Source organism: Nitrospirota bacterium (assembly GCA_016214855.1).
Lineage (GTDB): Bacteria > Nitrospirota > Thermodesulfovibrionia > Thermodesulfovibrionales > UBA6898 > UBA6898.
Window position 1 is genome coordinate 166,029 of record JACRMT010000004.1, and the last position, 25,254, is coordinate 191,282.

Genomic DNA, 25,254 nt, shown 5'->3' on the forward strand with positions numbered 1-25,254 from the left:
TATTGCCGGTATCTGGTATGTTTCAAGGAGTGAAAGAACTCCTTATTATTATTGCTTTTTTTCTCCTTTCTGCCGAGGTTTTCGCTTTTGATATTTCGGGGCTGCAACCTGTTGCACCTGACGGCGTTTTTTCAACATTCAGCGCGGAAAGTCTTCCTAAGAACAAGGCATCCGTAGAGTTGGCCATGGAACAGTCGAAGGAGCCGAATTTCTATAGATTTCAGCTTAGGGGGGCCTATGGCCTCAGCGATCACCTTGAAGTCTTGTTCACTGTCCCCTATGTATCCGACTATCTTGGGTCAGTCAACGGAATTGAGGATGTTGCTCTCGGGTTCAAACACCGCTTTTATGACGAGGGCAAATACGGTCCTTCGCTTGCCTATATTGTTACGGCGTCTCTGCCTACGGGGAATGATTGGCTTACGAGCGGAGGCCGCACTGGTATCGGCCTTATCCTGAGCAAAAGACTTGGGCCATTTCGCGGAAACTTTAATATCTTTTATGAAAAGCCCGGCAAGGGCAGCCTTCAGCAAGAGCTTCTGTTTGCTTCGGGAGTTGAGTTCTCTGCAAAACATGATTCGGATATCCTTGCTGAGTTCCTTGCAAGAAAAATACATTTTTCCAAAGAATATGATCAATTGGAAGCTCGCTTCGGCTATCGTCTCAAGACCTCTGATTTCATTTATACAACAATTGGAGTTGGCGCTGATTTCAAGGCCAGGTCGCCGGAATTCAGACTTATGTTGTCGATAAGTTTCACGAACGCCAAAGGGGACAAGAAGATCAGGAAAATCTATGAAGAAGAGTAAGAAGGTCTGAGGTAATCATGTTTGACATAGGCTTCCAGGAGCTGATAATCATCTTTGTTGTTGCGCTTCTTGTCTTCGGGCCCAAGAAACTGCCGGAACTGGCCAAAACCATGGGCAAGTGGATGGCGGAAATCAAAAGGGGTGTCTATATCGCCAAGAGCCAGATCGAGAATGAGCTTAATGTCGACTACAAGTTGCCGGATGCAGATATTATCAATAGCCTGCCGAAGGATGAAGAGAAAGAAGAACGTCCTTCTGCCGGGGCTGAGGTCACGGGGAAAGAGGATAAGGGGTAACTTGGAAGAGGATAAGATGCCCCTCACAGAACACCTCACTGAGCTCAGGAAAAGGATATTCATTTCCCTTGGTTCCGTTCTTCTCATTTTTCTTGTTTCCTTTAATTTTTCCGGGGAAATATTCGGCGCACTTACGCTTCCCCTGAAGGCAGAGATGAAATTGTCCATGACATCTCCGTATGTGCAGCTTACAGAAAAACCGCCTACGCCGCTGGTTTTCCTTGCCCCTGCAGAGGCCTTTTGGATGCATTTCAAGGTCGCGTTCATGGCAGCCGTTGTCGCGTCGCTCCCGGTTATCTTCCTGCAATTCTGGCAATTCATTTCACCCGGACTCTTGCCGAAAGAGAAGAAGTATTTCCTGCCGTTCCTGTTCTTTGCTGTTCTTTTATTTACCGTGGGTGCCGTTTTCTGTTTTGTCATCATACTTCCTTTTGCCATGACCTTTCTGCTCGGATACAAGACTGCGCAGATGACGCCGATGCTGTCGGTCGGCAGCTATATCGATTTTTGCCTGAAGTTCATTCTTGCCTTTGGTGCGATATTCGAACTGCCGCTGGTGATCATCTTTCTCACCAGATTCGGCATAGTCACGCCGTCCGCGCTTGCACGCAACAGAAAGTATGCTGTTCTTGCAGCCTTTATTCTTGCTGCAGCTCTTACACCAACACCGGATGCCTTTAATCAGACCCTCATGGCAGTCCCCATCATTCTTCTCTATGAGATCGGCATACTTCTCTCAAGGATCATGTTCAGGAAGGCATCCCATGGGTAATGTACGGGGGAAGAGCAATAAAGCACTCACCATGGACGTAGCCGAAGGGTATGTCGCAGTAAATCCGATTTTTTTGAAACCCTTTGAGCCCGAGGCGCTGAAAGAGTTCTATCACGAAATCGACAAGACCCAAAAATTTATCCGCTCGCAGAAATTTCCGGCAAATGATATTGAGGCGATAAGGATGAGGAATCTTAAACTCCAGCGGCTGTATCTGGCGACCGTTGTAATAAGGACTTTTGCACGCGAGCGCCGGATCACGCTGATTTAGCTGTTATTGACAACCGGTTATGCCTATGATAAGTAATTAACTGATGGAACAGCAAGACGATATAAAAGCTTCGAAAGAAGTAATACAGGCGATCCTTAAATCAAAGAAGATGATACGCATGTATCCGTCGAACAATCCTATTTATGTCAAGACCCTTGAGGACACCTATGCCCGTTTCGGAGATTTCTTTGACTACCATGAGGTCCTGCTCCTGAAGATACGGCAGAACGACATCATGTGGGAGAACGAACAGGTTTATTCCAGTGCAGAGAAAGAGGACAATCTCGCTCTCTTCCTGTTCAAGGATGGTCTGAGAGAGCTGACGTTCAAGAAGGGACTGACTGCCGAAGAGATGGAAGAGTTCCTGAAGATCACGGCAACAGATTTTGAGCGTGATGTCCTGGACGACGACATTGTCACGCTCTTGTGGGAAAAGGATTTTCAGAACATACAGCATGTTGCTGACGATGTGATCCTTGCTGATGAGGAGAATTACGAGGTGAATGCCGTCGAGCAAATCGCGGAAGCTGCCAATGACCCTGACAATGTAATGAAGGCTTACCAAGATGCATTTAAGGAGGATGAGGTCCTTAAGGACGTGGATATTGTTCCGCTTACAGACAAAGACCTGCAGCATCTGATGCAGGAGCTGGAGAGGGACGCTATGGACAAGACAAAAAAACTGGTTGACATACTCTTTGAACTCATGTATCTGGCTGAATCACGCAATGACTTTGACGACCTCTCGGTCTATTTCATGAGTGCCGTTGAGTTTGCGATGACGCAGGGCGATATACCAATGGTTACCAGCATCCTGTCGCGCCTGCAGAATGTCATGGATGACGCGAACGTTGACCAGGAGATCAAGAAGTATCTGAGAAAGATCATTGCATATACCGGAAGTGATGCCATCATAAAGCTTCTCGGCGAAATTCTGGATTCCGGACAGGAGTTGGAGGATAAGATCATCGAGGACCTTGTTAAGCATCTGGACAAGAATTCGGTATCACCATTAATGAACATTTTGGGTGAACTGAAAAGTATCCATGCCAGAAAGGTTGTGATCGACGCACTCATCTTTATCGGGCCAAAGGATATCATGACCCTGTCCAAGGGGCTGAACGATTCCCGCTGGTATGTAGTAAGGAATATCATCTACATACTCAGGAAAATATCTGACAAGCGCGCGGTAGAATTTCTGCTGAAGACCGTGCGCCATACCGACATCAGGGTCAGAAAGGAAGTGATCAGGGCATTGGGAGAACTTGGCGGCGGAGGCGTCTTTCAGACACTGAGGGAGTGTCTCGATGACCCGGAGATCCAGGTGCGATCGGCAGCGGTCAGGGCACTGGGCACTATTACGTCTGAGGCAGCGAAGAGGATCGTTATGGACCGCATCAATGACAAGACCTTCAAGGACAAGGATTTCGAAGAGAAAAAAGAATATTTTGAGGTCCTTTCCCACTGGAAAGACAAGGAAGTATTTTCTTTTCTCTCAGAAACCCTTAAGAAAAAATCGTTTTTCTTTGGAAGCGCCAGAAGTGACGAAGCCAGGGCATGTGCTGCATATGGTCTCGGCCTGCTCGGGAACAAGGAAGCAATTTCTCTGCTGCAGAAATTCAAGGGAGAGAACAGCAAACTGATCAGAGAGTTCTCCTATACTGCTATCAAGAGGCTTGAACATGGACAGTAAGCAGGAGCGCGAGCTGCACAAACACTCCAAAGAATTGATCAACCAGCTCTCTGTTGTGCTGCGCACCTCCCAGATACATGATGCCAATAACGTTGCCCTGGTATCCTCGATCAGCAGGATTGTTGCAATGCTCAATACCTTCATTGAACAGGAACGGATTATTACGCTGGAACTGCGCGGCGAATTCTTTTATATCAATGAATATCGTATTCGCTATTCAATGGAGTATCTGCTCAACTTTGACTTTTTGGTCAGGGAATTCAAGAAGCGGGAACTTGGCAGCGTTGTCTTTAAGGATCAGATAAAATCGGAAGATATTAAGATCTTCATACGGGCCTTCATCGCAGCGAGTTTCTCGCAAGAACCCTTTTCGGTACTCGAAGAAAAGTTGGCTGATGTCAGGTCCATCGGTATAGGGCGGTTGCAAAAAGTTGTTGAAGAGGACTCATATGATGTCCGGAAGATGGTAAAAAAGACCTATTTTAATGCGGTTTCATTTACCCACGGCATCATGAATAAGATGAAGTCCGGAGAAAAGGTCAATGTAAAGAAGGCAAAAAGAGTGGTTGAATCCATGGTGGATCAAATCCTTGAAGAAGAACAGATGCTTCTTGGCATGACGGCAATAAAGGATTATGATGAATATACCTATCATCATTCCGTTAATGTGAGCATATTGTCGGTAGCGCTTGGCCAGAGACTGGGGCTCAATAGGAAAATGCTGACTGAACTTGGCATGGTTGCATTGTTTCATGACGTAGGAAAAATGGAGATTCCTAATGAAGTCCTGAATAAACCGACCAATTTCACTGATGATGAATGGAAGATCATCAGAAAACATCCTGTCTGGGGCCTCAAGGCTGTACTGAAACTCAAGAAATTTGATGACCTTACCATAAAATCCGCTATTGTTGCGTTTGAGCATCATATGAACTTCGACCTTTCGGGATATCCCAAAATACGCAAACCTCTTGAGCTTGAACTGCACAGTCGCATCGTAAGTCTTGCGGACCAGTATGATGCGATGACCTCAGCGCGGGTCTATTCACGAACTCCCATGTCCCCTGACAAGGCGCTCAGTATTATGATGGAGCGTGCAGGCACACAGCTCGATCCTTTGCTGTTCAAATTCTTTACCAATATGGTCGGCGTTTATCCTATCGGAACTCTTGTCATGCTCGACACAAAAGAACTCGGCCTGGTCTGTGAGAGCAATCAGATATTCCCGGTGCGTCCCCGCGTCATGATCATTGTTGACAGCAAAGGCAACAGGATCAGGGGAACAACGGTCGACCTGACCGAAAAGAACGAACGGGAAGTTTTTTTGCGTTCGATCAGCAAAACCATGGATCCCAATAAATACAAGATAAACCTCGCTGAATATCTCCTGTAACAAAGTGCGATTCTTCTGGTTTCTCCTTAAAAATATTGACTTTTTAAACCCTTATCGTTTTTAATATACGATCGGAGGTGAGTTAACTATGTATGCGATTATTGAGGCAGCAGGATTTCAGATTAAGGTTGCACCTGGAGATACCATAAGGGTCCAGAAAATAACTACTGTGGGTGATAGTGCGAATGTCACCTTTGACAAGGTTCTCTTCGTATCATCTGACGAATCGAGCATGATCGGCAGTCCTTATATTAAGAACGCGTCGGTAAAAGCCGAAATTCTGAAGGACGATAAGGCGCGGAAGGTTATGATTTTCAAGAAGAAGCCCCGCAAGGGACATAAAAAGCTGAGAGGGCACCGTCAGCCGTACTCTCTCGTAAAAATTCAGGACATTGTAGTCGGAGGATAGCATGGCACACAAAAAAGGAGTTGGCAGTTCAAGGAACGGGCGTGATAGTCAGTCACAGCGGCTCGGGGTCAAACGGTTTGGCGGGCAGATCGTAAAGGCAGGGAATATCCTTGTCAGGCAGAGGGGAACAAAATTTCATCCCGGCAATAACGTAGGGAAGGGTTCTGATGATACTCTTTTCGCATTGATCGACGGGGTCGTTCAGTTCGAGAGAAAAGACAATATAAGGCTTAAGATAAGCGTTTATCCCGCAGCTCAGCAATAAGTCCAGCTTGCAGGAGGAGCAAAAAGGCAGAGTTACATCTGCCTTTTTTATTTTTTAATGAAATTCGTTGATTATGCAGAGATATTTGTACAAGCGGGAAGAGGAGGGCGCGGATGCGTCAGCTTTCGGCGAGAGAAATACGTTCCCAGGGGAGGCCCTGACGGCGGCGATGGCGGCAGGGGCGGCCACATCATCTTTCGTGCTGCACGGGACCTGAATACGCTTCTGGATTTCAGATACCGCAGGGAATACAAGGCACCTGGCGGGCAGCATGGCATGGGCCAGAGAATGCACGGAAGAGACGGTGTGGATCTTGTGATTCCTGTCCCTTTAGGCACGGTGATCAGGGACAAGGAATCTGGTGCTGTTGTCGCCGATCTTGTTGAAAATGCCCAGGAGTTCATTTCTGCGCGGGGCGGAAGAGGCGGCCAGGGGAATCAGCATTTTGCAACTGCCACGCGGCAGGTTCCGCGTTTTGCACAGCCCGGCGAAGAAGGCGAAGAGAAGCATCTTCTCCTTGAGCTGAAACTTCTCGCTGACGTCGGACTGGTCGGTCTGCCCAATGCCGGTAAGTCGACACTGATATCGGTCATTTCATCAGCCCGTCCAAAAATAGCTGATTATCCTTTTACAACGCTTGTCCCTAATCTTGGCGTTGTAAAGTTCGGCGACTATGCAAGCTTTGTTGTCGCTGATATCCCGGGGCTCATAGAGGGGGCACACAGGGGGGCAGGGCTCGGTTTTCAGTTCCTGCGCCACATTGAGCGGACCAGAATATTCCTTCATCTTGTCGACGTATCTGACATGTCTGAAACAGACCCGGTGGAACAGTATGAGAAGATCAGACAGGAACTGAACCTTTACCGCGATGACCTCATCTCAAAGAAACACGCTGTTGTTGCATCAAAAATTGATGCAGCCTCTGATTCAGGAAGGCTTGACTTGATCAGCGAATATTGTAAAACTAACGCTATTGATTTTTTTGCCATCTCTTCAGCAACACGAAAGGGAATAAGAAAAATGCTCAGGTATCTTGGGGATACCCTCATCAGGGAGCGGGAATAAGGATGAGACGCATTGTCGTTAAAATTGGAAGCAATATCATTGCTTCTGCCCGTGAAGGCCTTGATACGAATATGATCGACCGCATCTCCGGCGACATATCGATTATCGCATCTGAAGGCAATGATGTGGTTATCGTTTCCTCAGGAGCTGTCGCGGCCGGCATGAAAAAACTCGGCATGAAGACAAAGCCGACCGACATCAGGTTTAAGCAGGCTGCAGCAGCAGTTGGACAGAGCAGTCTGATGTGGGCATATGAAAAGGCCTTTGCCGATAAGGGGAAAAAGGTCGCGCAGGTGCTTCTTACACGAGAGGACTTTGCGGAAAGAAAGAAATATATCAATGCAAAAAATACGCTCCTCACGCTGCTCTCCTATGACGTCATCCCGGTTATCAATGAAAATGACACGGTTACAACAGACGAGATAAAATTCGGCGATAATGATAATCTTGCAGCCCTTGTTGCGATCATGATAGAGGCAGATCATCTTTTCATTCTTTCCGATGTTGACGGTCTGTTTGAGAACGATCCGCGAACCAATCCGCAGGCAAAGATCATCTCTTATGTTGATGAGATCACGCCTGACATAGAACAGCTGGCAGGCGACGCAGGAAGCAGCGTCGGAACCGGAGGAATGTATTCCAAAGTGCTTGCAGCAAAAAAGGCTACATCACACGGGATAGCAGTGAATATTATCAACGGAAAGAAGGCGGGATTGCTTATCCCTGCGGTTACGGGTCAGCATTACGGCACTTGTTTCAGACCCGGTGAGGACAGGATGTCGCAGAGAAAAGGCTGGATCGCGTACAGCAGCCGCTCGAAGGGGAGCGTTATCCTTGATGAAGGAGCGGTCAGCGCTGTCAGGGACGCCGGCAAGAGCCTTCTTCCCTCCGGTATTGTCTCAGTCGAAGGGACCTTTGAGATCGGCGATTCGGTCTATTGTCTTACTGCCAGGGGTAAGAGGATCGCCAAAGGCCTGATCAATTATTCGTCAACTGATCTGAAAAAAATCATGGGAAGAAAAACGGGTGAGATCGAGGAGATCCTGGGTTTTAAATATTCTGATGAGGTGATACACCGGGATAATCTGGTGCTTGTCTGAGGTTCCTTGTCAGCTTCTTCAATTCTTTTCTCGCTTTTTCGAATATGTCCAGGCCGCGCGGTTCCCGGTAATCCTGATACGTGTAGGGCATGGGGTGAAATCTGTTCCCCTGAAAATAGAGTGCCACCTCCCCATAGATCCCCCTCCCCAGATAGAGTCTGTGTGAATAGTCCTTGGCCGATGCCAGAACCACCTTTGAAGACGTGATATAACCAGGATCAATATTGATCCTTCTTTTGCCGTCCTGAGAGAATACGCCTTCCAGGCAGTTGGTATCAAGCTTGATCTCAGGCAGTGTCGAGGCGTCAAAAAGACCCCTGAAGAATATGAAGCGTCTGAGCACAGGTATTCCAAGCTCCCTATCGTAATAATGCGAGTGGCTCCAGTCAGACTCAGGACTTTCGAACAGAACAGCACCGAAACGCTCTCTCAGAATCGGCAGAGCTAAATCAAAGGCCTCTCTGGCGGCGAACAGAAGTGCCAAAAAAAGAAGTGCTTTTTCGGGCGGGTGGGGGGTTCCCATTATTCAGACAGGAGTGAATTGATAAGAGCCTTGGCCTCTGCCGAATTCCAGTCAGCAGGGCCGATCACCCGTTTTCTCAGTGCTCCTTTTTTGTCGATCAGATAGGTCTCCGGCACACCTGTTACTCCGTAACGTTTTGCCGATGCGCCGCCATGATCAGTGAACAAAGGGAAGGTATAGCCGTTTGCACCCATATAGTCCAGGGCTGTCTTTGCATCGTCTTTATAGAGGATTGTAACCATAAGAAATGCCCCATTTTTCTGCAGATCTCTGTGCAGTGCTTCTATCGAAGGCATCTCCTCTCTGCAGGGTGGGCACCATGTTGCCCAGAAATTAACAAAAATGACCTTGCCTTTGAGCTGAGAGATGTCCACGGTCTGACCAGACCGCACATCGACGACATCGAGCTTCGGGGCGCGAGTTCCCTCTGCCACCTCTGTCTTCTTTTCAGCGCAGGACGCAAAAAGGATTATCATGACTAAAACAACCGGCACGGATGCCGCACTCAGAAGCCGCCTCATCTGACGGGACACACCATTCTAATTTACCCCGGAGAGAACGGACGCTTCGTCAGCAATAACGAATATCGGCGTTCCTGACTCAAGCAGGACCTTGATCTTATGTCCACCTTTAAAATTGCCCTTGAGGATTTCTTCAGAAAGGGTATCCTCGATTTCCCTCTGAATAGCCCGTCTCATCGGCCGGGCGCCATAAGCCGGCTTGAAGTGTTTATCCAGCAGCCATTCTTTGACTTCATGAGACAACTCGACAACAAGTTCCTGATCGATAAGTTCCTTGTTCATCTCTTCAACGAGCAGATCAATAACTGAGAGAAGATGATTCTTGTCAAGGGGATGGAATACTACGATCTCGTCAACGCGGTTCAGAAACTCGGGGTTAAAGGTTTTTTTCAATTCGCTCAGAACATTTTCCTTGATGTTCTCGTAAATCTCACCTGATTCATGGCGCTGGAATCCCAAAGGCGTAGCCTTTTCAATAATTCTCGCGCCGAGGTTTGAGGTCATGATTATAAGGGTGTTCCTGAAGTCGACCTTTCTTCCAAAATTATCGGTCAGAACTCCTTCGTCAAGAACCTGCAGCAGCATATTAAAGACATCAGGATGCGCCTTCTCGATCTCATCGAACAGAATGACCGCATACGGTTTTTTTCTTACCTGTTCAGTGAGCATGCCTCCTTCGTCATATCCGACATAGCCGGGAGGCGCACCAGTCAATTTCGAAACATTGAAGCGCTCCATGTACTCGGACATGTCAATTTTAATGAGAGCGCTTTCATCGTTGAACATGAATTCCGCAAGGGCCTTTGCAAGTTCGGTCTTGCCGACGCCTGTCGGCCCGAGAAAGAAGAAGGAGCCAATCGGGCGCCTGACGCTCTTCAGTCCTGCTCTGGACCGGCGGATAGCCCGCGAAACCGCTCTGATAGCCTCTTCCTGCGCAATGATGCGATGGTGAAGCTGCTCTTCCATCCTGATAAGCTTGTCAGATTCGCGTTCTTCTATCTTGACAATAGGGATACCGGTCATCTTGGCGATGGTATAGGCAACGTCATCTTCATTCATGACCGGTATTTCTCTGCTCAGACGCTCTTTCCATGAAATCTGCATCTGTTCAAAGAGCTTTTTGAGCTTCTCTTCATCGATACGAACTGCGGATGCCTTTTCCAGATCGTGCAGTTTTATATACAGATTCTTTTCCTTTGAGAGCCTGTTCAGCTTATATTCAAGATCCTTAAGTTCAAAAGGAGGCGTTAAGCGCTTCAATTTTATGCGAGCCCCCGTCTCATCGATCACATCGATCGCTTTGTCCGGGAGAAACCTGTCCTGAATATAACGGTCAGAAAGCTTGGCAGAAGAGCTCAGCGCCTCAGGAGCAATCTTTACCTTGTGGTGAGACTCATACCGTGATTTGAGACCGGTAAGAATATCTACGGTTGTATTCACATCAGGCGGCTGAACCTGTATGGGCTGGAACCTTCTCTCGAGTGCCCTGTCTTTCTGGATATACTTCCTGTACTCGTCAGGCGTTGTGGCTCCGATGCACTGAATCTCACCGCGGGACAGGGCAGGCTTCAGCATGCTGGAGGCATCTATTGATCCCTCGGCCGCACCGGCGCCTATCAGAGTATGAAGCTCGTCAATAAAGAGAATGATATTGTCAGCCTGAACGATCTCCTTCATGACTATCTTTAGTCTTTCTTCAAACTGCCCGCGATATTTTGTGCCCGCGATGAGGGCGCCGAGATCAAGAGAAATGATCCTCTTGCCGAGCAGCGTTTCCGGGATATCGCCGGACACGATACGCTGGCAAAGCCCTTCAACAATTGCAGTCTTTCCGACGCCGGGTTCGCCTATAACTACCGGGTTATTCTTGATCCTTCTGCCGAGCACCTGAAGCAGACGCTCGATCTCATCTTCTCTGCCGATCACCGGATCCAGCCGGTTCTCTTTAGCGAGCATGGTGAGATCCCTGCCGAATTCATCAAGGGCAGGGGTGCTGCTCTTCTTTTCCCGTGCCTGAACATATGACTTCATCGAGAGATTGATCGTAAGCTGGCGCGCTCCAAGAAGATTTGCTCCCAGGTTGCGAAGAATTTTTCCTGCAATACCCTCATCTTCACGAATGAGCCCGAGGAGCAGATGCTCACTTCCTATGTAGTTGTGGCCGAGCAACCGTGCTTCTTCAACAGCGAGCTCCAGCACCTTTTTAGCCCTGGGCGTAAAGGGGATATCACCGAAGCTGAGGAGATTCATGCCTGCAGGAAGATTCCTTTCAATCTCCATCCGCAGTTCCTCTATGGTCAAGCCCATCTTCTTCAGTATGGCAACGGGCAATCCATCTTCTTCTCTCAGTATTGCCAGGAGAAGATGCTCTGTTCCGAGGTAATCATTCTGTCTTTTCTCCGCCTCTTCCTTGGCAAAGATAATGACCTTTCTTCCACGCTCTGTAAATTTCTCAAACATTCAGGTCTCCTTATATAGATCCCTATTCTTCCTGTTTTAATTTTACAGCGATTTCCTGTAGAAAGTCAATAAATGCTTTTTTTGCAATGAGTTATGAATAGATCGCAAAACCCATCTCATGAAAGGTCAGCACGTTTGCCGGCAGACCTGAGGCACGAAGGACGAACAAAAAGGCGTGAGCATCCATCATGCTTCACGCCATAAGACAACTGCCGGGAATATGCCGGCAGAGCGAGATTCGTTTATATTTTTTCAGTATTGATAAGATATTTTGCAGCTACCGATCCCAGGGAGGTGGCTGAAGATGCTCCTTGCTGAAGTGAGCGAAGCGCATCAAGATCGGTCTTCCATGCAATATCCCCTGGAGCGAGAAGGCAAACGCTGCCGGGCTCATGATCGAGAAAAATCCTGCCGTCCTTATAATAGTAGAATGCCTCATTTACCTCAGTAGGGTAGGTGCGCATGAAAGGCGGGATATCTGCAGGAATAAACCAAAGCTTGATCTCCCGCTCTGCATCAGCCGGCACGGCAGAAGCATGAATAAGGTTGTCCATGCGCTCGCCGATAACGGTTCCATCGGCATCCTTAAGCGGAACGAGAGCGCCAAGCGCCCTGATGCACCCCGGACTTTTTTCCCGGGCAACGTGCGGGTTCGTAGGGCCGCATATATCCCTGATCTTCTGCACCGCATCATTGCCCTGATACACCAGCGCGATCACGCGCCTTTTCCATGGCTCATTCGGGTAATGCAGTTCGCCTTTTATATACTCCAGAAGCGAAGGAAAAAATATTTTGCCACGATGTTCTGCGTAATGTTCTTCAGCAAGCAGGTCGCTGACATACACGATCTTTGCTCCGGCAAAACGAAGTCCCGTGTGAAATTCTGAAAGCAGGGAGAGCACGTACCCAGTCAATGAATTTTTAAGGGCATCCGGCTTAATAAGTACCAGGGTCTGATCCATTTCTTCTTTTTGTTCCATCTGATCCTCCATAACATGACAGAAGAATTCTGTCATACTGATTAATTACCTGTTAATTACCTACAACAACGGGGTGTTCTCACCATGATCCGGACATCGGCATCCTGCAGAGCCTAAGAGAGATTCAGTGTACCGATCATCGCCTTGACTGCTGCAGCTGAGCTGCTGAACATGGCGGTCTCTTCCTGCAGGAGGGATATGACAACGATCTTCTCGATCCCGCGCCTGCCTAGGACGACAGGAACACCGGCAAAGACATCGGAAAATCCGTATTCGCCCTGAAGATATGCTGAACACGGAAGAATTCTTTTTTCATCGAACAGTATTGACCGTACCATCTGTACGGTGGACGCTGCCGGCGCAAAAAAAGCGCTGCCGCTTTTCAGGAGACTGACGATCTCAGCGCCGCCGGTCCGAGTCCTCCCGATCAGATGTTCGATCGTTTCCTTTCCCATCAGTTCAGGGATAGGTATGCCTTTTACGGTCGTAAAGCGGGGCAGGGGGACCATCTGATCGCCATGTCCGCCCAGCACAAGTGCTTCTACGTCAGCAGCGGATACGCCGGCCTCCATGGCAACAAAGGTCCTGAACCGGGCTGAGTCCAGCACGCCTCCCATGCCTATGACGCGTTCACGGCTAAAACCGGACACCTTCATGGCAGTATATGCCATAACGTCCATCGGGTTGGTCACCACAACGATGATGCTGTCCGGCGAATATTTCACGGTGCCTTCTGTTACCGCTTTAATGACATCTGCATTGGCAATAAGCAGATCATCCCTGCTCATGCCAGGTTTTCGGGGGAAACCTGCCGTTATGACCACGATATCGGATCCAGCGGTCTCCTCAAAATTGCCGGTGCCGGTAACAAGAGACGGCGAGCCCCAGACTGGACAGGCTTCTGTTATGTCAAGCGCTTTGCCTTTAGCAATGCCCTCCTGAATATCAAAGAGGACAACATCAGCAAGTCCATCCCTTGCAATGAGCTCTGCGGTGGTTGCTCCGACGTTTCCTGCTCCGATGACAGATATCTTTGTTTTCATAGGAGAAATAGTATAGTGGATAGAAATTAAGAATGGCAAGGAGAAAGTGTTTGAGATTAACTTCTTGACTTCATATGAATCTTTAATATATAAAATTTTGTTAACGATTAAAGATAACTCTAAAGGGGAGCCCTCGTTACTATGAAAGAAATCCGTATTGCGATTGCAGGCGTAGGCAACTGCGCGAGTTCGCTTGTACAGGGCATTGAGTTTTACAAAAAAAGCAAAAAGAACGCTTCTTCTTCCGGATTAATGCATTATGATCTGGGCGGATACCTGCCTGAGCACATTACGGTTGTCGCTGCGTTTGACATCGACAAACGCAAAGTCGGCAAGCCGCTTCATCAAGCCATTTTTGCAAGGCCGAATTGTACGAAATCTTTTCAGCAGATGAACTCGCGATCCAGGGTGATCGTAAGCATGGGAAATATCCTGGACGGTGTTGCCGGCCATATGGGACAGTACCCGGATGACAACCGATTCATCCCTTCGGACAGGAAGCCCGCTGATATCGTGAAAGTCCTGAAGACAACAGGAGCGGAGATCCTGCTGAACTATCTTCCGGTGGGGTCTGAAAAAGCCACGGCATTTTATGCAGAAGCATGTCTGAAGGCAGGAGTCAGCTTTATTAATTGCATACCGGTTTTTATAGCGTCACAGAAGTCGTGGGCCCGCAGATTCGAGGAAAAAGGCATTCCCATTATTGGGGACGACATCAAAAGCCAGATCGGCGCAACGATCATACATCGCAGCCTTACGAAACTATTCGAGGATCGCGGCGTTACCATAGACCATACGTACCAATTGAATGTCGGAGGCAACACGGACTTTCTTAACATGCTGAACCCTCAGCGCCTTGCCATGAAAAAAATATCCAAGACCGAGGCTGTTCAGTCTCAGATGCAGTCGCCGCTTTTTCATGAAGATATCCACATCGGCCCGTCGGATTATATCCCCTGGCTCAACGATAACAAGGTCTGCTTCCTGAGAATAGAAGGGCGGGGCTTCGGCAATATGCACCTTCATCTTGAGATGAGACTTTCGGTCGAGGACTCGCCAAACAGTTCAGGTGTTGTGATAGACGCAATTCGGTGCTGCCGTCTTGCAAGGGACAGAAAAGCCGGGGGTCCGCTTATTTCTCCGTCTGCCTATTTCATGAAACACCCTCCCAAACAGTACTCAGATGACGCCGCAAGGGACATGGTCGAAGAGTTCATCAGGGCTGAACGCATCAGCTGATCTTCTCTTCAATGTTGAGCGAAAAATTAGGTCATTCCCTGGACAAGCCGCTGGAGGCACTTGCCAGAAAAATTCCTGTCAGCCCAAATACCATAACGATCACCGGCTTTACCCTTACGATGGCCTCAAGCATTTTGCTGGCCCATGACCTGACGATGGGAGCGTTCTGCCTGCTGCCGGCTGGACTTCTTGACATGCTTGACGGTATCGTTGCGAGAAACAGGGGGGAAAGTTCAGCGTTCGGAGCCTTCCTGGATTCAGTGCTCGACAGGTATTCTGACGCTGCAATTTTACTGGCAATTGCGTGGAACCTGGGAAGTAACGGACAATTGACAGGGGTTATTCTCGCCCTTATTACGCTGGTTGGTTCTCTGATCATCAGTTACGCAAGAGCGAGAGCAGAAGGGCTCGGGGTGTCATGCAATCATGGTCTCATGGAACGACCGGAACGCTTAATAGTGCTCTTTATTGGAGCGGTTAGCGGGTACATGGTTCCGATGCTGTGGCTGCTTGCCGGTCTTACCCATCTCACTGTTCTGCAAAGAATTCTCTACGCAATGAAGCAGTTCAGGAAGACACGTTAGATCTCAATACCCCTTCGTGCTTTTATTCCCCTGTCATAGGGATGCTTAATGTGTTTCATGTAGGTCACGTAGTCTGCCTCTGCCATTATTCCTTCTGTTGCGCCCCTTCCGGTAAGAACAAGCTCGAGCGGCTCCGGTTTCTGACGCATAAAGGCTATAGCTTCGCTCTCCGAGATAACATCCTCAGAGACCAGACATATGAACTCATCCAATATGACCAGATCAAGAGCATGAGTGGAAATGACCTTCTGCAGTGTTTTAACGGCTTTTTCAGTCTCTTCTCTCAGGTGAGCTCTCCCGATAGAAGGATGAAAGAACGGGGATTTGATCGCATCAAAAACCACAACGTCAACTCCGAGCTGCTCCAAAAGGGAGAGTTCGCTCAGGTCATCTTTTTCCTTAAAGAACTGGGCAAAAAGGATCTTATTGCCCCGGCTTCTTGCTCTAAGCGCAAGACCGATGGCTGAGGTGGTTTTTCCCTTGCCTTCGCCTGTGTATATGTGAATCAGTCCTTTTTCGGCCATGTGACATTCTTTACTCATCGATGGGGATTCTGGAGCGGGCGATGGGATTCGAACCCACGACCTTCAGCTTGGGAAGCTGACACTCTACCACTGAGTTACGCCCGCGTGCGTATTTTATAAATCAGCAGGTACTCAAATGTCAAGAAAGCCTGTTTACTTCAGCTTTTTCCCTGGATCTACAAAACAGATGTTCATAGTCAATCCTGCCTATTACTTGTCGCTCGGCAGTCCGGAAATATAGCATAAATATTAATTAATATCCGTAAATTAAGATGAGAGCTTAAAGTATATCTTTATATTATTACAAACTCCCATGAAATACATTTAATATTAAACTTTAAGACTTGACCTATATGCATGGCATTGCAACACTAGGGAGGGTCGGCATACGTGCAATCTGTCCTGAGAACAACCCAAAGCAATAAGACCGTTCTATCATTACGAATCTGCTCATGTTATTTAACATAATATATCTTATCGGACATTACATATAAACAGTTTCTGTTCATATGTTGTTAATATCACCGTGGAAAAGGATGCCTTAGCGTTGATGATACGCCCTGCGGCTATGTTGTCTATGTATTAGGCAGCAAATTATGCCTTAAAATTCAATAAGTTGCAGCTAACTAATCATAACTCCAATCAGTCTGTCATCGATAACCGCTATAGACCTAACAAATACCGCACTCCCCCTGCGGAGTCTGCTGCCTTTCATCGCGATCTTCAGGTAATTACTCGTTGTTGCGGTCGTATGTCCCCTGGCATCATGTTCTTCCGCAATAGCATCAAGGATTTTATCTGTCTGTGCAGAAGCGAATGCAGTCTTCTTGGCTGCAGCAAGCTCTTTCATGGCCTTCGCCCGATCAGCAATTATATCACCTGCTACATGAGGTTTTAACTTTGCCGCCAAAGTACCCTTTCTTGCTGAATAGGGAAAGGCATGAATATAGGAGAACGGGAGCTCTCTTAAAAGTTCATAGGTAACCATGAATTCCCTATGCCCCTCACCCGGAAATCCGACAATGACGTCTGTACCAAGTGCCATGTCAGCAGATATGTCCGACAGGCGGAGAAGCTTCTTCTGAAAAGCACTTACTGTATAATTTCTGTTCATGAGTCTGAGTATCTGATCGTTGCCGCTCTGAATAGGCAGATGAAGATGTCTGCAGACTCTGGCATCCCCCAAAAGTTCAATAAGTGCATCGTCAATCTCGTTGATCTCGATCGAACTAAGCCTGATCCTGAGACGAGATGTCCCTGATAGAATTGACCTAATGAGACATGCAAGGCTTGTTTTAGGGGTCAGGTCCTGCCCATAGCTGCCGAGATGGATGCCGGTCAGCACAATCTCATGATACCCCTTCAACTCGATATCAACTGCTCGACTGACCGCATCATTTAATGCCAGGCTCCTGGACCTCCCCCTTGCCAGGGGCACGGCACAGTAGGTACAGCTGAAATTACACCCGTCCTGGACCTTGAGATAGGGTCGCGCACGATCGTGCAATGAATATACAGGATCAACGTCGTAGCCCAGCACACGTGATATGATTTTTTCCTTGTCACTGGATGGAACCACTGCGCAAACACCCTGAAGTTCGCAGACTTTGCTCTTTTCCAGCTGTGAGAAGCATCCTGTCACCACAACCTGTGCTCCTGTTCTCGTTGCCCTGCGAATAAGGTATCTGGAGCTGGCATCGCTTTTTCCTGTGACCGTGCAGGTATTAACAATGCAGATATCAGGATGCTCGTCCAGGGTAACTATTGAGACACCATGCTTTTTTAGTGTTCCCTCTATAACAGAGCTCTCGGATTGATTGACCCTGCATCCCAGGGTCAATACAGCAACCTTCTTCTTCAGTTCCTGCATATCTGAGCTACGAGAGTATTTCCCCGTGCAGGGAATGGTGCCGGGCTTTCTGAATACGAACGTTAAAGACAGTTCCTTCATGCGCTCCGTTACTGCAAAAGGTAACGATCTTGTTAGACCTGGTCCGCCCCATAAGCATCAAGGGATCTGTTGCCGAAGGCCCCTCAACAAGTATCTCCTGAACAGAACCTTCAAGTGCCCTGTTCTTTTTCAGTGCAATGTCCTCCTGCAGATGAAGCAGCCTGTCAAGTCTCTCTGCCTTGACAGCCTCCGCAACCTGATCAGGCATATCATAAGCCCTGGTGCCTTTTCTCTTCGAGTATTTAAATGCGAACATGCCGTCAAATTCCATTTCTTCTATGGCCCTTGCTGTCTGCTCAAAGTCGCGCTCAGTCTCACCGGGAAAACCGACGATAATATCCGTAGATACCGTGACCAACGGCACCTTACTGCGTATCAGCCGGATCTTTTCGCAATATTCTGCATAGGAATATCTCCTGTTCATGGCCTGAAGAACACTATCAGAGGCTGATTGCAGCGGCAGATGAAGATTATTGCAGAGACTCGGCAGTTCAGGCAACGCATCGATCAGGGAAGAAGAAAGGTCTCTCGGATGCGATGTCACAAAACGCACACGTTCGACGCCTATGGTGTCGATCTGGCGGAGAAGTCTGACAAAGTCCAGATCACTGCGGTATGAGTTTACGTTCTGGCCAAGCAGAGTGACCTCCTTGTATCCCTTCTCCTTAAGCCCCCTGATCTCGGTCAGAATGCCTGAGCTCGGCCGGGACACCTCCCTTCCCCGCGTATACGGGACTATGCAGTAGCTGCAATAATTATTACAGCCGTACATAATGGAGACCCATGCCCGCGTTGCGGATCCTCTGTTCATCTCGTAATCCTGATATGCGATATCAGGATTTTCGTCGGTAAAAAGTCTGGTCTTCGAATCCTGAAGACTGGCAAGCAGGTGCAGATTCTGTGGGCCAAGAACATAGTCAACATGAGGGGCCCTTTTCATGACCTTCTGCCGGGAATCCTGGGCAACGCATCCTGCAACTGCAATTTTCAATAACGGATTGCTCTGTTTGAGATGCTTTATCCTGCCGAGCTGGCTGTAAAATTTATGCTCTGCTTTTTCCCGGATGGCACAGGTATTAAAAATGATCAGATCTGCTTTTTCCGGCGCTTCTGCAACAGAGTATCCGTCCTGCGCAAGGGTGCCGAGCATCTTCTCGGAATCATGCAGGTTCATCTGACAGCCATAGGTGTAGATATAAACGAATTTCTTCATCCTAAAATTTACCACGGCATAGTCGTTCACATCAAATTTCCTTGATTTTCAAATGCTTAGTGAGACTCTCTTCTTGAAATATTGGCCCTGTTCATTTAATATGTCATATGTTTGGAATATTGAAAAAAATCATCGGCACAAAAAATGATCGCGAGATCAACAGAATTTCCGCAAGGGTGGGTAAGATAAATGCCATCGAACAGAGCATAACACCTCTCACCGATGCCCAACTGCAGACCAAGACCGTAGAGTTCCGACAGCGGATCAGCGAAGGAGAAACCCTTGATGACCTTCTTCCCGAAGCCTTTGCGGTCTGCAGAGAAGCCTCAAGACGTGTTCTCAAGATGCGCCATTTTGATGTTCAGCTTCTCGGGGGAATAGTTCTGCATGAAGGAGCCATCGCTGAAATGAAGACCGGCGAGGGAAAGACGCTGGTTGCCACCCTGCCCGTATATCTCAACGCACTTGAAGGGAAAGGCGTCCATGTCGTAACGGTGAACGATTATCTGGCGCGCAGGGATGCGCAATGGATGAACCCGCTCTATAATTTTCTGGGCCTGAGCACCGGCATCATTGTCCATGGCCTTACTGACGAACAGCGCCAGGAATCATACGGCGCAGACATCACGTACGGCACGAACAATGAGTTCGGCTTTGATTATCTCAGAGACAATATGAAATATGACAGCGCCCAGTTCGTGCAGAGACCGCTCAACTTTGCGATCGTTGACGAAGTCGACAGCATTCTTATTGATGAGGCGAGAACGCCGCTTATCATATCCGGACCTTCAGAAGAGTCTACGGACAAGTATTACAAGATAGACAAGATAATACCGAGGCTTCAGAAGGATATTGATTATACGATCGATGAGAAGGCCCGAACCGTAATTCTGACAGAGGAAGGCAATATCAAGGCAGAGAAACTCCTCGGAGCAGGAAATCTCTATGACCCCGCAAACATCGATCTGGTCCATCATATCCTGCAGGCCCTCAAGGGGCACAATCTTTTTAAGCGCGATGTCGATTACGTGGTGACCGACGGAGAGGTCATCATTGTTGATGAGTTCACCGGGAGACTGATGCCGGGCAGGCGCTGGTCTGACGGCCTGCATCAGGCAGTTGAAGCCAAAGAAGGCGTCAAGATCGAAAACGAGAACCAGACCCTTGCTACGGTCACCTTTCAGAATTATTTCAGGATGTACACCAAACTTTCCGGCATGACAGGAACGGCATTAACCGAAGCTGAGGAGTTTGCCAAGATCTATAACCTTGATGTGACCGTCATTCCTACGAACAGGCCCATGATCAGAAATGATCACGCCGACATGATCTATAAGACGGAAAATGGCAAGTTCGATGCGGTGATAAACCAGATAGAAGAATGCAATAAAAAGGGACAGCCGGTACTGGTTGGAACGATCTCGATCGAGAGATCGGAACTGTTGGGCACCCTTCTTAAGAAACGCGGCATCAGGCACTCTGTCCTGAATGCCAAATATCACGACAAAGAAGCCGAGATCATTGTCCAGGCAGGCAGGAGCCACGCAGTGACCATTGCTACGAATATGGCAGGCAGGGGCACTGACATAGTCCTTGGCGGCAACCCTGTGGCAATAGCCCGGGACATGCTCAGAGAGAAGCCTGACCATACGGACGAAGAATGGAGCGCTGCCCTTGCCGAGGCTGAGCTGAGGTGTGAAGAGGACAAAAAGAAGGTGCTTGATGCGGGAGGCCTTTTCATCCTCGGTACGGAAAGACATGAGGCAAGGAGAATAGACAATCAGCTCAGAGGCCGCTCGGGCAGACAGGGAGATCCCGGTGCATCCCGTTTCTATCTCTCACTCGAAGATGATCTTATGCGGATATTCTACTCTGACCGTGTGTCGGGTCTTATGGGCAAGCTCGGCATGGATGACAGCATGCCTATCGAGAACAAGATGGTATCAAAGGCAATTGAGAATGCCCAGAAGCGCGTAGAGGCTCAGAACTTTGATATCAGAAAGCACCTGCTCGAATACGATGATGTTATGAACAAGCAGAGAACCGAGATCTATGCGTTCAGGCGTGAACTCCTTCAGGAGCCTGATGTGAAGGAACGGGTTTTCAGCATGGTTGACGAGAATATAGACGAGATCCTCGCAATTCACTGCCCTGAGGACAAGCACAAAGAAGATTGGGACATCAAAGGATTAAAGGACTCCATCTACGGACTGCTTGATTTTACCATTCAGGATGTTCCGGACACTCTGGATATGCTGAGGGACGATCTGTCTGCTGAGGCAAGGAACTTCTACGACAGAAAAGAGTCCGATATCGGCAGCGATATGATGCGGTACATGGAAAAATGGATACTGCTTCAGGTCGTTGACTCACAGTGGAAGGATCACCTCCTGGCCATGGACCACCTGAAGGAAGGGATCGGACTGAGGGGATATGCGCAGCGGGATCCTCTCGTAGAATATAAAAAAGAGGCTTTTGCCATGTTCGGGGAACTTTCCGGCAGAATAGGGACAGACGTTGTCATGAGACTTTTCAAGGTTCGGGTCCAGCGCAATCAGGAAGAGCGCATTAAAACACGCAATGAAAGAGCAGCCTTAAATTACAACCGCGGCGAAAGCAGCTCATCGCAGACCGTTGCAAAAGGCAGAAAGGTCGGCCGCAATGACTCCTGCCCCTGCGGCAGCGGCAAAAAGTACAAGAAATGCTGCGGCATAAATGAATAAGATCTTTTATATCGGTTCAGTCGGCATCAACAGGGAGATCGAGGAACTGCTTCTCGACAGTGGAGTTGTCCTGTTCCGTTTTCGTTCGATAGGAACAGTGCGATATCGTGCTGATGACAGTCCGGACCTGTTGATCATTGAGAAGGCGCAGAGCAGGGAACCCTTATTTAAAGAGTTTCTGAAGAAGTTCCATGAGACCCCTAAGATCGTTCTTTCGGACAATCCATCTTTTTCGGGCATCTCTGCCTGGCTGAAATCTGAATTTGTATGCCCCTTGTACTCCCCACCGGCAAAGCAGCTGGAATTTGCGCTTAAGAAGGTAATGCATGAAAAAGAGCTGATAACGGAAAACCGCATGCTCAGTCAGAGACTTGCGATCACCAAAAAAGAGCTTGATTTTTTTGAAGAGGTAAGCAAGACGCTCACTTCAGCAGTTGAGCTTAATGAAGTGCTCGGCACGATCATGAAAAAGGCCAAAACCCTTATCAAGGCAGAGGCCTGGTCCATCCTTCTTCTCGATGAAGAGACCGGCGATCTTATCTTCGAGAAGACAGCGGGGAAAAAAGAGAGCAGAAAGAAGATCAAGAAGGAACGGCTTAAGCCCGGAGAAGGCATAGCCGGCTGGGTCGCCCGCGAAAAGATACCGGTTGTTGTACCCGATGTCTCCAAGGACCCGCGCTTCAGCGGCAGGATCGACAAGGAAACAGACTATAGAACGAAATCCATCATGTGCGTACCTATCATGAACAAGGGCGTCATTCTCGGCGTACTGGAGATCGTGAACAAGACAACCAATGCCCCCTTCACAAAAGAAGACCTTGATCTTGTGCTGCGTATCGTTGACCATGCAGCTATTGCCATAGAACGGTCTGCGCTCTATCAGAAAATGACAGAGATGTCCATAACTGACGACCTCACGAAACTCTTTAATACGCGCTATCTCAACCGCTCTCTTGACCTTGAAATATCGAGGGCAACACGCCACCATACATCTCTTTCTCTGATATTCATGGATGTTGACCACTTCAAACTCATCAATGACAGCTATGGTCATCTGGTCGGAAGCAAACTCCTTGTAGAGATGGGACAACTGCTCTTAAAATGCCTGAGGACCGTGGATATTGTTGCCCGGTATGGAGGAGATGAGTTCGTCATGGTACTTCCCCAGACCGCACCCAAGCATGCAAGTCTGATAGCGGAGAGGATCCGAAAGACGATCGAACATAATGTTTTTCTCAAAAGAGACGGTTATTCATTCAAGATGACCGCAAGTTTTGGCGTAGCGTCTTATCCTGAAAGTGCAAAATCAAAAGAAGAGCTCCTGAAACTCGCTGATGACGCCATGTACAGGGTGAAAAATCAGACAAGAAATGGCGTTTATGCTATAGTATAAAAATGGCGCTGTTCAATTATGCAACCAAGGAAATTACCCTCAAAATTGTCTATTATGGCCCCGGATTAAGCGGTAAAACAACCAACCTTCAGCATCTTCACGCAGTCCTTAACCCTGAGACAAAAGGGAAGCTGCTCTCTCTTTCGACCGAGTCTGACCGCACCCTCTTTTTCGATTTCCTGCCGGTCGAACTCGGCAAGATTCGGGAATTCTCGATCCGTTTTCAGCTCTATACGGTCCCGGGACAGGTTAGATACAATGCGACCCGAAAGGTCGTCCTGAAAGGCGCAGATGCGGTCGTTTTTGTTGCGGATTCTCAGAAAGACATGAGGGATCAGAATGTCGAGAGTTTCGAAAATATGCGGGAAAATCTCATATCGAACAATATTAATGCTGATACCATACCGATCATACTGCAATACAATAAGAGGGACCTCAGAAATATACTTTCCCTTGATGAACTCAATCAGGACCTGAATCAGGGCAGTAATCATGAAGTCCTTGAAGCTGCTGCCATAGACGGCACGGGAGTCGAAGAAACATTTAAAAGGATCACCAAGCTTGTACTCAAAGATATTTCAAAGAAGCACAAAATCGAAATAAAGCCTGTTGAGCAGGTGAAAGAAGCGCCTGTTTTATCAAAACCTGTTCTCCAACCCGGCTCTGTGCCGGGTAAACCGGCCATTGTGGCTGAACTTGAAGAGTTCGAAGTAAAAGCGCCTGTTCCGTTAAAACCTCAGATCGAAACCATGTCTGAACCGAGTGAACCTGACATTGCGCCTGAACCTGAAGAGATCGAAGTGATAGCGCCTGTTCCATCGATCGAGCCCGTGTTCGAGATCGCTGCGCCTGCGTTCTCTGAAGAAGAACTCGAAATTGTTCCTGATTACGAGGCTGATGCGATTGAAGTGCTGGCAGAGGCTGAGCCTCTGGAGGCAGCCTATGAACCTGAGTTTATGAGCGGCTCCGGACATGCTGCTCTGGAAGAAACCGAAGTTGAGGCACCTGCTCCGCAGCCTGCATTTGAAGAGACCGCCCCTGCCGCATCCGTGGCGCCATGGACCGAGATTCTTCCGGAGACGCTGACAAGAGAAGAGATTGCTCCTGCCGTATCTGCCGCTCCATCAGCCGAGGTTGTCCGGAAGGTGCCCATCACAGAAGAGCTGCTGCGCAGGGAGGAGAGATCTGAAACCGCACTGCAGCCCTTCCCCATCGAAAAGATCGATGACCTGTCCGATGAACTGGCAAGGGTCTCAAGGACACTGAACCGGGTCTCTGATGCCGTAACCCTGCTTCAGAAGACAGTATCAGGACTAAATGATGAGGTCGCTTCGATAAAAAATGATATGGCACTTTTCAGGGAAAAACCGCCCCAGGAACCTGATCTGATACAGATAAAAGAATTCAGGGAACTGAGGCGTGAACAGAAAGAGATCTCAGACTTGCTCAGAGATGTCTCAGACCTACTTGGCTCTATAAAAGAAAAAAAGAGCTGGTTTAAGCTGTAACGTATCGCTGCGGGGAGACCATGGTCGGAACGAAGCTATATACCAAAAAGAGTCGCGTGTATCTGTTCCTTGTGCTCTATGCCATCCTTGCTGTGGCCGGAGGTCTTCTCAGCGCCCAATCGGTTTCCCGTAATGAGGCGCTGCCCGGTTCAGTCGGATTCATGGTGATCTTTGGCGCAGGCATGTTCATCATGACCCTGGTCAAGAGCAGGCAGCCTCAGATATCGGTACACCAGGATTTTTTGGAGGTGCACCAGTCCCGTGCAAAGCAGCTTATCCGCTACCGCAATATTGTGAGCATAGCGCGTCCTGATGCGAAGCGGCTCGTCGTGACACTTCGTGAGGACAGTTCACGAAAGGACATGACGATCTGGCTTAAAGAGCTTGAACAGAGCGAAATTGAGAGACTGGCTGCATTTCTGGAGCAGGAAAAAGGCAGATCGAGATAGTTGTTATTGCAGACCGATTTTATCGGCATTAACTCAGGTGGAGACTGTCAGAAAGGATGAAACGGATCAG

General features: G+C 48.3%; 24 protein-coding genes and 1 tRNA gene. 16 read left to right on the forward strand and 9 right to left on the reverse strand.

Features of this window, described 5'->3' with window-relative positions; genetic code table 11:
- The first annotated feature begins 29 nt into the window (after positions 1 to 29).
- From HZB62_02830 to proB, 10 genes are all read left to right on the forward strand, one after another.
- Positions 30 to 809, forward strand: a complete 780-nt coding sequence (locus HZB62_02830; GenBank protein ID MBI5074096.1) for a hypothetical protein — start codon at positions 30 to 32, stop codon at positions 807 to 809.
- A 17-nt stretch (positions 810 to 826) separates the two neighbouring features.
- Positions 827 to 1,105, forward strand: a complete 279-nt coding sequence (tatB, locus tag HZB62_02835) for a twin-arginine translocase subunit TatB (protein MBI5074097.1) — start codon at positions 827 to 829, stop codon at positions 1,103 to 1,105.
- A 1-nt stretch (position 1,106) separates the two neighbouring features.
- Positions 1,107 to 1,877 carry a twin-arginine translocase subunit TatC gene (gene tatC, locus HZB62_02840; GenBank protein ID MBI5074098.1) on the forward strand — a complete coding sequence of 257 codons (771 nt, stop codon included), beginning with the start codon at positions 1,107 to 1,109 and terminating at the stop codon, positions 1,875 to 1,877.
- The gene (locus tag HZB62_02845) at positions 1,870 to 2,148 is read left to right on the forward strand and encodes a hypothetical protein (protein ID MBI5074099.1); all 279 of its coding nucleotides are present in this window, start codon (positions 1,870 to 1,872) and stop codon (positions 2,146 to 2,148) included. The genes tatC and HZB62_02845 overlap by 8 nt, the downstream gene beginning before the upstream one ends.
- 43 nt (positions 2,149 to 2,191) lie before the next feature.
- On the forward strand, positions 2,192 to 3,841 hold the full coding sequence (locus HZB62_02850; protein ID MBI5074100.1) for a HEAT repeat domain-containing protein: 1,650 nt from the start codon (positions 2,192 to 2,194) through the stop codon (positions 3,839 to 3,841).
- Positions 3,831 to 5,234: an HD-GYP domain-containing protein gene (locus HZB62_02855; GenBank protein ID MBI5074101.1), complete on the forward strand. Its 1,404-nt coding sequence runs from the start codon at positions 3,831 to 3,833 to the stop codon at positions 5,232 to 5,234. The genes HZB62_02850 and HZB62_02855 overlap by 11 nt, the downstream gene beginning before the upstream one ends.
- Before the next feature lie 88 nt (positions 5,235 to 5,322).
- Positions 5,323 to 5,643 (forward strand): 50S ribosomal protein L21, encoded by a 321-nt coding sequence (gene rplU, locus HZB62_02860; protein MBI5074102.1) that lies wholly within the window; start codon positions 5,323 to 5,325, stop codon positions 5,641 to 5,643.
- Position 5,644: 1 nt separating this feature from the next.
- Positions 5,645 to 5,908 carry a 50S ribosomal protein L27 gene (rpmA, locus tag HZB62_02865; GenBank protein ID MBI5074103.1) on the forward strand — a complete coding sequence of 88 codons (264 nt, stop codon included), beginning with the start codon at positions 5,645 to 5,647 and terminating at the stop codon, positions 5,906 to 5,908.
- Between the two features lie 57 nt (positions 5,909 to 5,965).
- Complete coding sequence (gene obgE, locus HZB62_02870) at positions 5,966 to 6,973, forward strand: GTPase ObgE (protein MBI5074104.1); 1,008 nt, start codon at positions 5,966 to 5,968, stop codon at positions 6,971 to 6,973.
- 2 nt (positions 6,974 to 6,975) lie between these two features.
- Positions 6,976 to 8,073 carry a glutamate 5-kinase gene (gene proB / locus HZB62_02875; GenBank protein MBI5074105.1) on the forward strand — a complete coding sequence of 366 codons (1,098 nt, stop codon included), beginning with the start codon at positions 6,976 to 6,978 and terminating at the stop codon, positions 8,071 to 8,073.
- On the opposite strand, the gene HZB62_02880 is transcribed toward proB, so the two are convergent.
- The 5 genes from HZB62_02880 to mdh form a co-directional block, all read right to left on the reverse strand.
- On the reverse strand, positions 8,024 to 8,596 hold the full coding sequence (locus HZB62_02880; protein ID MBI5074106.1) for a DUF4416 family protein: 573 nt from the start codon (positions 8,594 to 8,596) through the stop codon (positions 8,024 to 8,026). The genes proB and HZB62_02880 overlap by 50 nt on opposite strands.
- Positions 8,596 to 9,117 (reverse strand): TlpA family protein disulfide reductase, encoded by a 522-nt coding sequence (locus HZB62_02885; protein MBI5074107.1) that lies wholly within the window; start codon positions 9,115 to 9,117, stop codon positions 8,596 to 8,598. Before HZB62_02885 ends, HZB62_02880 begins: the two co-directional genes overlap by 1 nt.
- 18 nt (positions 9,118 to 9,135) lie before the next feature.
- The gene (locus HZB62_02890; protein MBI5074108.1) at positions 9,136 to 11,577 is read right to left on the reverse strand and encodes an ATP-dependent Clp protease ATP-binding subunit; all 2,442 of its coding nucleotides are present in this window, start codon (positions 11,575 to 11,577) and stop codon (positions 9,136 to 9,138) included.
- Between the two features lie 242 nt (positions 11,578 to 11,819).
- Positions 11,820 to 12,557: a nucleoside-diphosphate kinase gene (locus HZB62_02895; protein MBI5074109.1), complete on the reverse strand. Its 738-nt coding sequence runs from the start codon at positions 12,555 to 12,557 to the stop codon at positions 11,820 to 11,822.
- Between the two features lie 113 nt (positions 12,558 to 12,670).
- Positions 12,671 to 13,600 (reverse strand): malate dehydrogenase, encoded by a 930-nt coding sequence (mdh, locus tag HZB62_02900; protein ID MBI5074110.1) that lies wholly within the window; start codon positions 13,598 to 13,600, stop codon positions 12,671 to 12,673.
- 141 nt (positions 13,601 to 13,741) lie between these two features.
- Between mdh and HZB62_02905 the strand changes: the two genes are divergently transcribed.
- Entirely contained in the window at positions 13,742 to 14,839 is a 1,098-nt protein-coding gene (locus HZB62_02905; protein ID MBI5074111.1) for an inositol-3-phosphate synthase, read from the forward strand.
- 11 nt (positions 14,840 to 14,850) lie between these two features.
- Positions 14,851 to 15,423: a CDP-alcohol phosphatidyltransferase family protein gene (locus HZB62_02910; protein MBI5074112.1), complete on the forward strand. Its 573-nt coding sequence runs from the start codon at positions 14,851 to 14,853 to the stop codon at positions 15,421 to 15,423.
- Here the strand turns inward: HZB62_02910 and HZB62_02915 are convergent.
- From HZB62_02915 to miaB, 4 genes are all read right to left on the reverse strand, one after another.
- The gene (locus tag HZB62_02915) at positions 15,420 to 15,947 is read right to left on the reverse strand and encodes a cob(I)yrinic acid a,c-diamide adenosyltransferase (GenBank protein ID MBI5074113.1); all 528 of its coding nucleotides are present in this window, start codon (positions 15,945 to 15,947) and stop codon (positions 15,420 to 15,422) included. The genes HZB62_02910 and HZB62_02915 overlap by 4 nt on opposite strands.
- 30 nt (positions 15,948 to 15,977) lie before the next feature.
- Positions 15,978 to 16,052: transfer RNA gene (locus HZB62_02920), tRNA-Gly, on the reverse strand.
- Between the two features lie 517 nt (positions 16,053 to 16,569).
- Positions 16,570 to 17,898 (reverse strand): tRNA (N(6)-L-threonylcarbamoyladenosine(37)-C(2))-methylthiotransferase MtaB, encoded by a 1,329-nt coding sequence (mtaB, locus tag HZB62_02925; protein MBI5074114.1) that lies wholly within the window; start codon positions 17,896 to 17,898, stop codon positions 16,570 to 16,572.
- Positions 17,825 to 19,111, reverse strand: coding sequence for a tRNA (N6-isopentenyl adenosine(37)-C2)-methylthiotransferase MiaB (gene miaB / locus HZB62_02930; GenBank protein ID MBI5074115.1), 1,287 nt, complete (start codon positions 19,109 to 19,111; stop codon positions 17,825 to 17,827). Before miaB ends, mtaB begins: the two co-directional genes overlap by 74 nt.
- A gap of 107 nt (positions 19,112 to 19,218) precedes the next feature.
- On the opposite strand from miaB, the gene secA reads away from it, so the two are divergent.
- Genes secA through HZB62_02950 form a run of 4 tightly spaced genes read left to right on the forward strand, consistent with a single transcriptional unit; the run spans position 19,219 to position 25,184 of the window.
- Complete coding sequence (gene secA / locus HZB62_02935) at positions 19,219 to 21,834, forward strand: preprotein translocase subunit SecA (protein MBI5074116.1); 2,616 nt, start codon at positions 19,219 to 19,221, stop codon at positions 21,832 to 21,834.
- Positions 21,827 to 23,227 carry a sensor domain-containing diguanylate cyclase gene (locus HZB62_02940; protein MBI5074117.1) on the forward strand — a complete coding sequence of 467 codons (1,401 nt, stop codon included), beginning with the start codon at positions 21,827 to 21,829 and terminating at the stop codon, positions 23,225 to 23,227. Before secA ends, HZB62_02940 begins: the two co-directional genes overlap by 8 nt.
- Positions 23,228 to 23,229: 2 nt before the next feature.
- Positions 23,230 to 24,735 (forward strand): hypothetical protein, encoded by a 1,506-nt coding sequence (locus tag HZB62_02945; GenBank protein MBI5074118.1) that lies wholly within the window; start codon positions 23,230 to 23,232, stop codon positions 24,733 to 24,735.
- 20 nt (positions 24,736 to 24,755) lie between these two features.
- Positions 24,756 to 25,184 carry a hypothetical protein gene (locus HZB62_02950; GenBank protein ID MBI5074119.1) on the forward strand — a complete coding sequence of 143 codons (429 nt, stop codon included), beginning with the start codon at positions 24,756 to 24,758 and terminating at the stop codon, positions 25,182 to 25,184.
- Positions 25,185 to 25,254: the final 70 nt, after the last annotated feature.

Coding starts and splice junctions, on each gene's coding strand:
- HZB62_02890 (MBI5074108.1), bottom strand. CDS start 11,577: ATGTTTGAGAAATTTACAGAGCGTGGAAGAAAGGTCATTATCTTTGCC.
- rpmA (MBI5074103.1), top strand. CDS start 5,645: ATGGCACACAAAAAAGGAGTTGGCAGTTCAAGGAACGGGCGTGATAGT.
- HZB62_02850 (MBI5074100.1), top strand. CDS start 2,192: ATGGAACAGCAAGACGATATAAAAGCTTCGAAAGAAGTAATACAGGCG.
- mtaB (MBI5074114.1), bottom strand. CDS start 17,898: ATGAAGGAACTGTCTTTAACGTTCGTATTCAGAAAGCCCGGCACCATT.
- HZB62_02895 (MBI5074109.1), bottom strand. CDS start 12,557: ATGGAACAAAAAGAAGAAATGGATCAGACCCTGGTACTTATTAAGCCG.
- HZB62_02945 (MBI5074118.1), top strand. CDS start 23,230: ATGGCGCTGTTCAATTATGCAACCAAGGAAATTACCCTCAAAATTGTC.
- HZB62_02845 (MBI5074099.1), top strand. CDS start 1,870: ATGGGTAATGTACGGGGGAAGAGCAATAAAGCACTCACCATGGACGTA.
- HZB62_02950 (MBI5074119.1), top strand. CDS start 24,756: ATGGTCGGAACGAAGCTATATACCAAAAAGAGTCGCGTGTATCTGTTC.
- secA (MBI5074116.1), top strand. CDS start 19,219: ATGTTTGGAATATTGAAAAAAATCATCGGCACAAAAAATGATCGCGAG.
- obgE (MBI5074104.1), top strand. CDS start 5,966: ATGAAATTCGTTGATTATGCAGAGATATTTGTACAAGCGGGAAGAGGA.
- HZB62_02905 (MBI5074111.1), top strand. CDS start 13,742: ATGAAAGAAATCCGTATTGCGATTGCAGGCGTAGGCAACTGCGCGAGT.
- tatB (MBI5074097.1), top strand. CDS start 827: ATGTTTGACATAGGCTTCCAGGAGCTGATAATCATCTTTGTTGTTGCG.
- proB (MBI5074105.1), top strand. CDS start 6,976: ATGAGACGCATTGTCGTTAAAATTGGAAGCAATATCATTGCTTCTGCC.
- HZB62_02885 (MBI5074107.1), bottom strand. CDS start 9,117: ATGAGGCGGCTTCTGAGTGCGGCATCCGTGCCGGTTGTTTTAGTCATG.
- HZB62_02910 (MBI5074112.1), top strand. CDS start 14,851: ATGTTGAGCGAAAAATTAGGTCATTCCCTGGACAAGCCGCTGGAGGCA.
- HZB62_02855 (MBI5074101.1), top strand. CDS start 3,831: ATGGACAGTAAGCAGGAGCGCGAGCTGCACAAACACTCCAAAGAATTG.
- HZB62_02940 (MBI5074117.1), top strand. CDS start 21,827: ATGAATAAGATCTTTTATATCGGTTCAGTCGGCATCAACAGGGAGATC.
- rplU (MBI5074102.1), top strand. CDS start 5,323: ATGTATGCGATTATTGAGGCAGCAGGATTTCAGATTAAGGTTGCACCT.
- HZB62_02915 (MBI5074113.1), bottom strand. CDS start 15,947: ATGGCCGAAAAAGGACTGATTCACATATACACAGGCGAAGGCAAGGGA.
- HZB62_02880 (MBI5074106.1), bottom strand. CDS start 8,596: ATGGGAACCCCCCACCCGCCCGAAAAAGCACTTCTTTTTTTGGCACTT.
- miaB (MBI5074115.1), bottom strand. CDS start 19,111: ATGAAGAAATTCGTTTATATCTACACCTATGGCTGTCAGATGAACCTG.
- mdh (MBI5074110.1), bottom strand. CDS start 13,600: ATGAAAACAAAGATATCTGTCATCGGAGCAGGAAACGTCGGAGCAACC.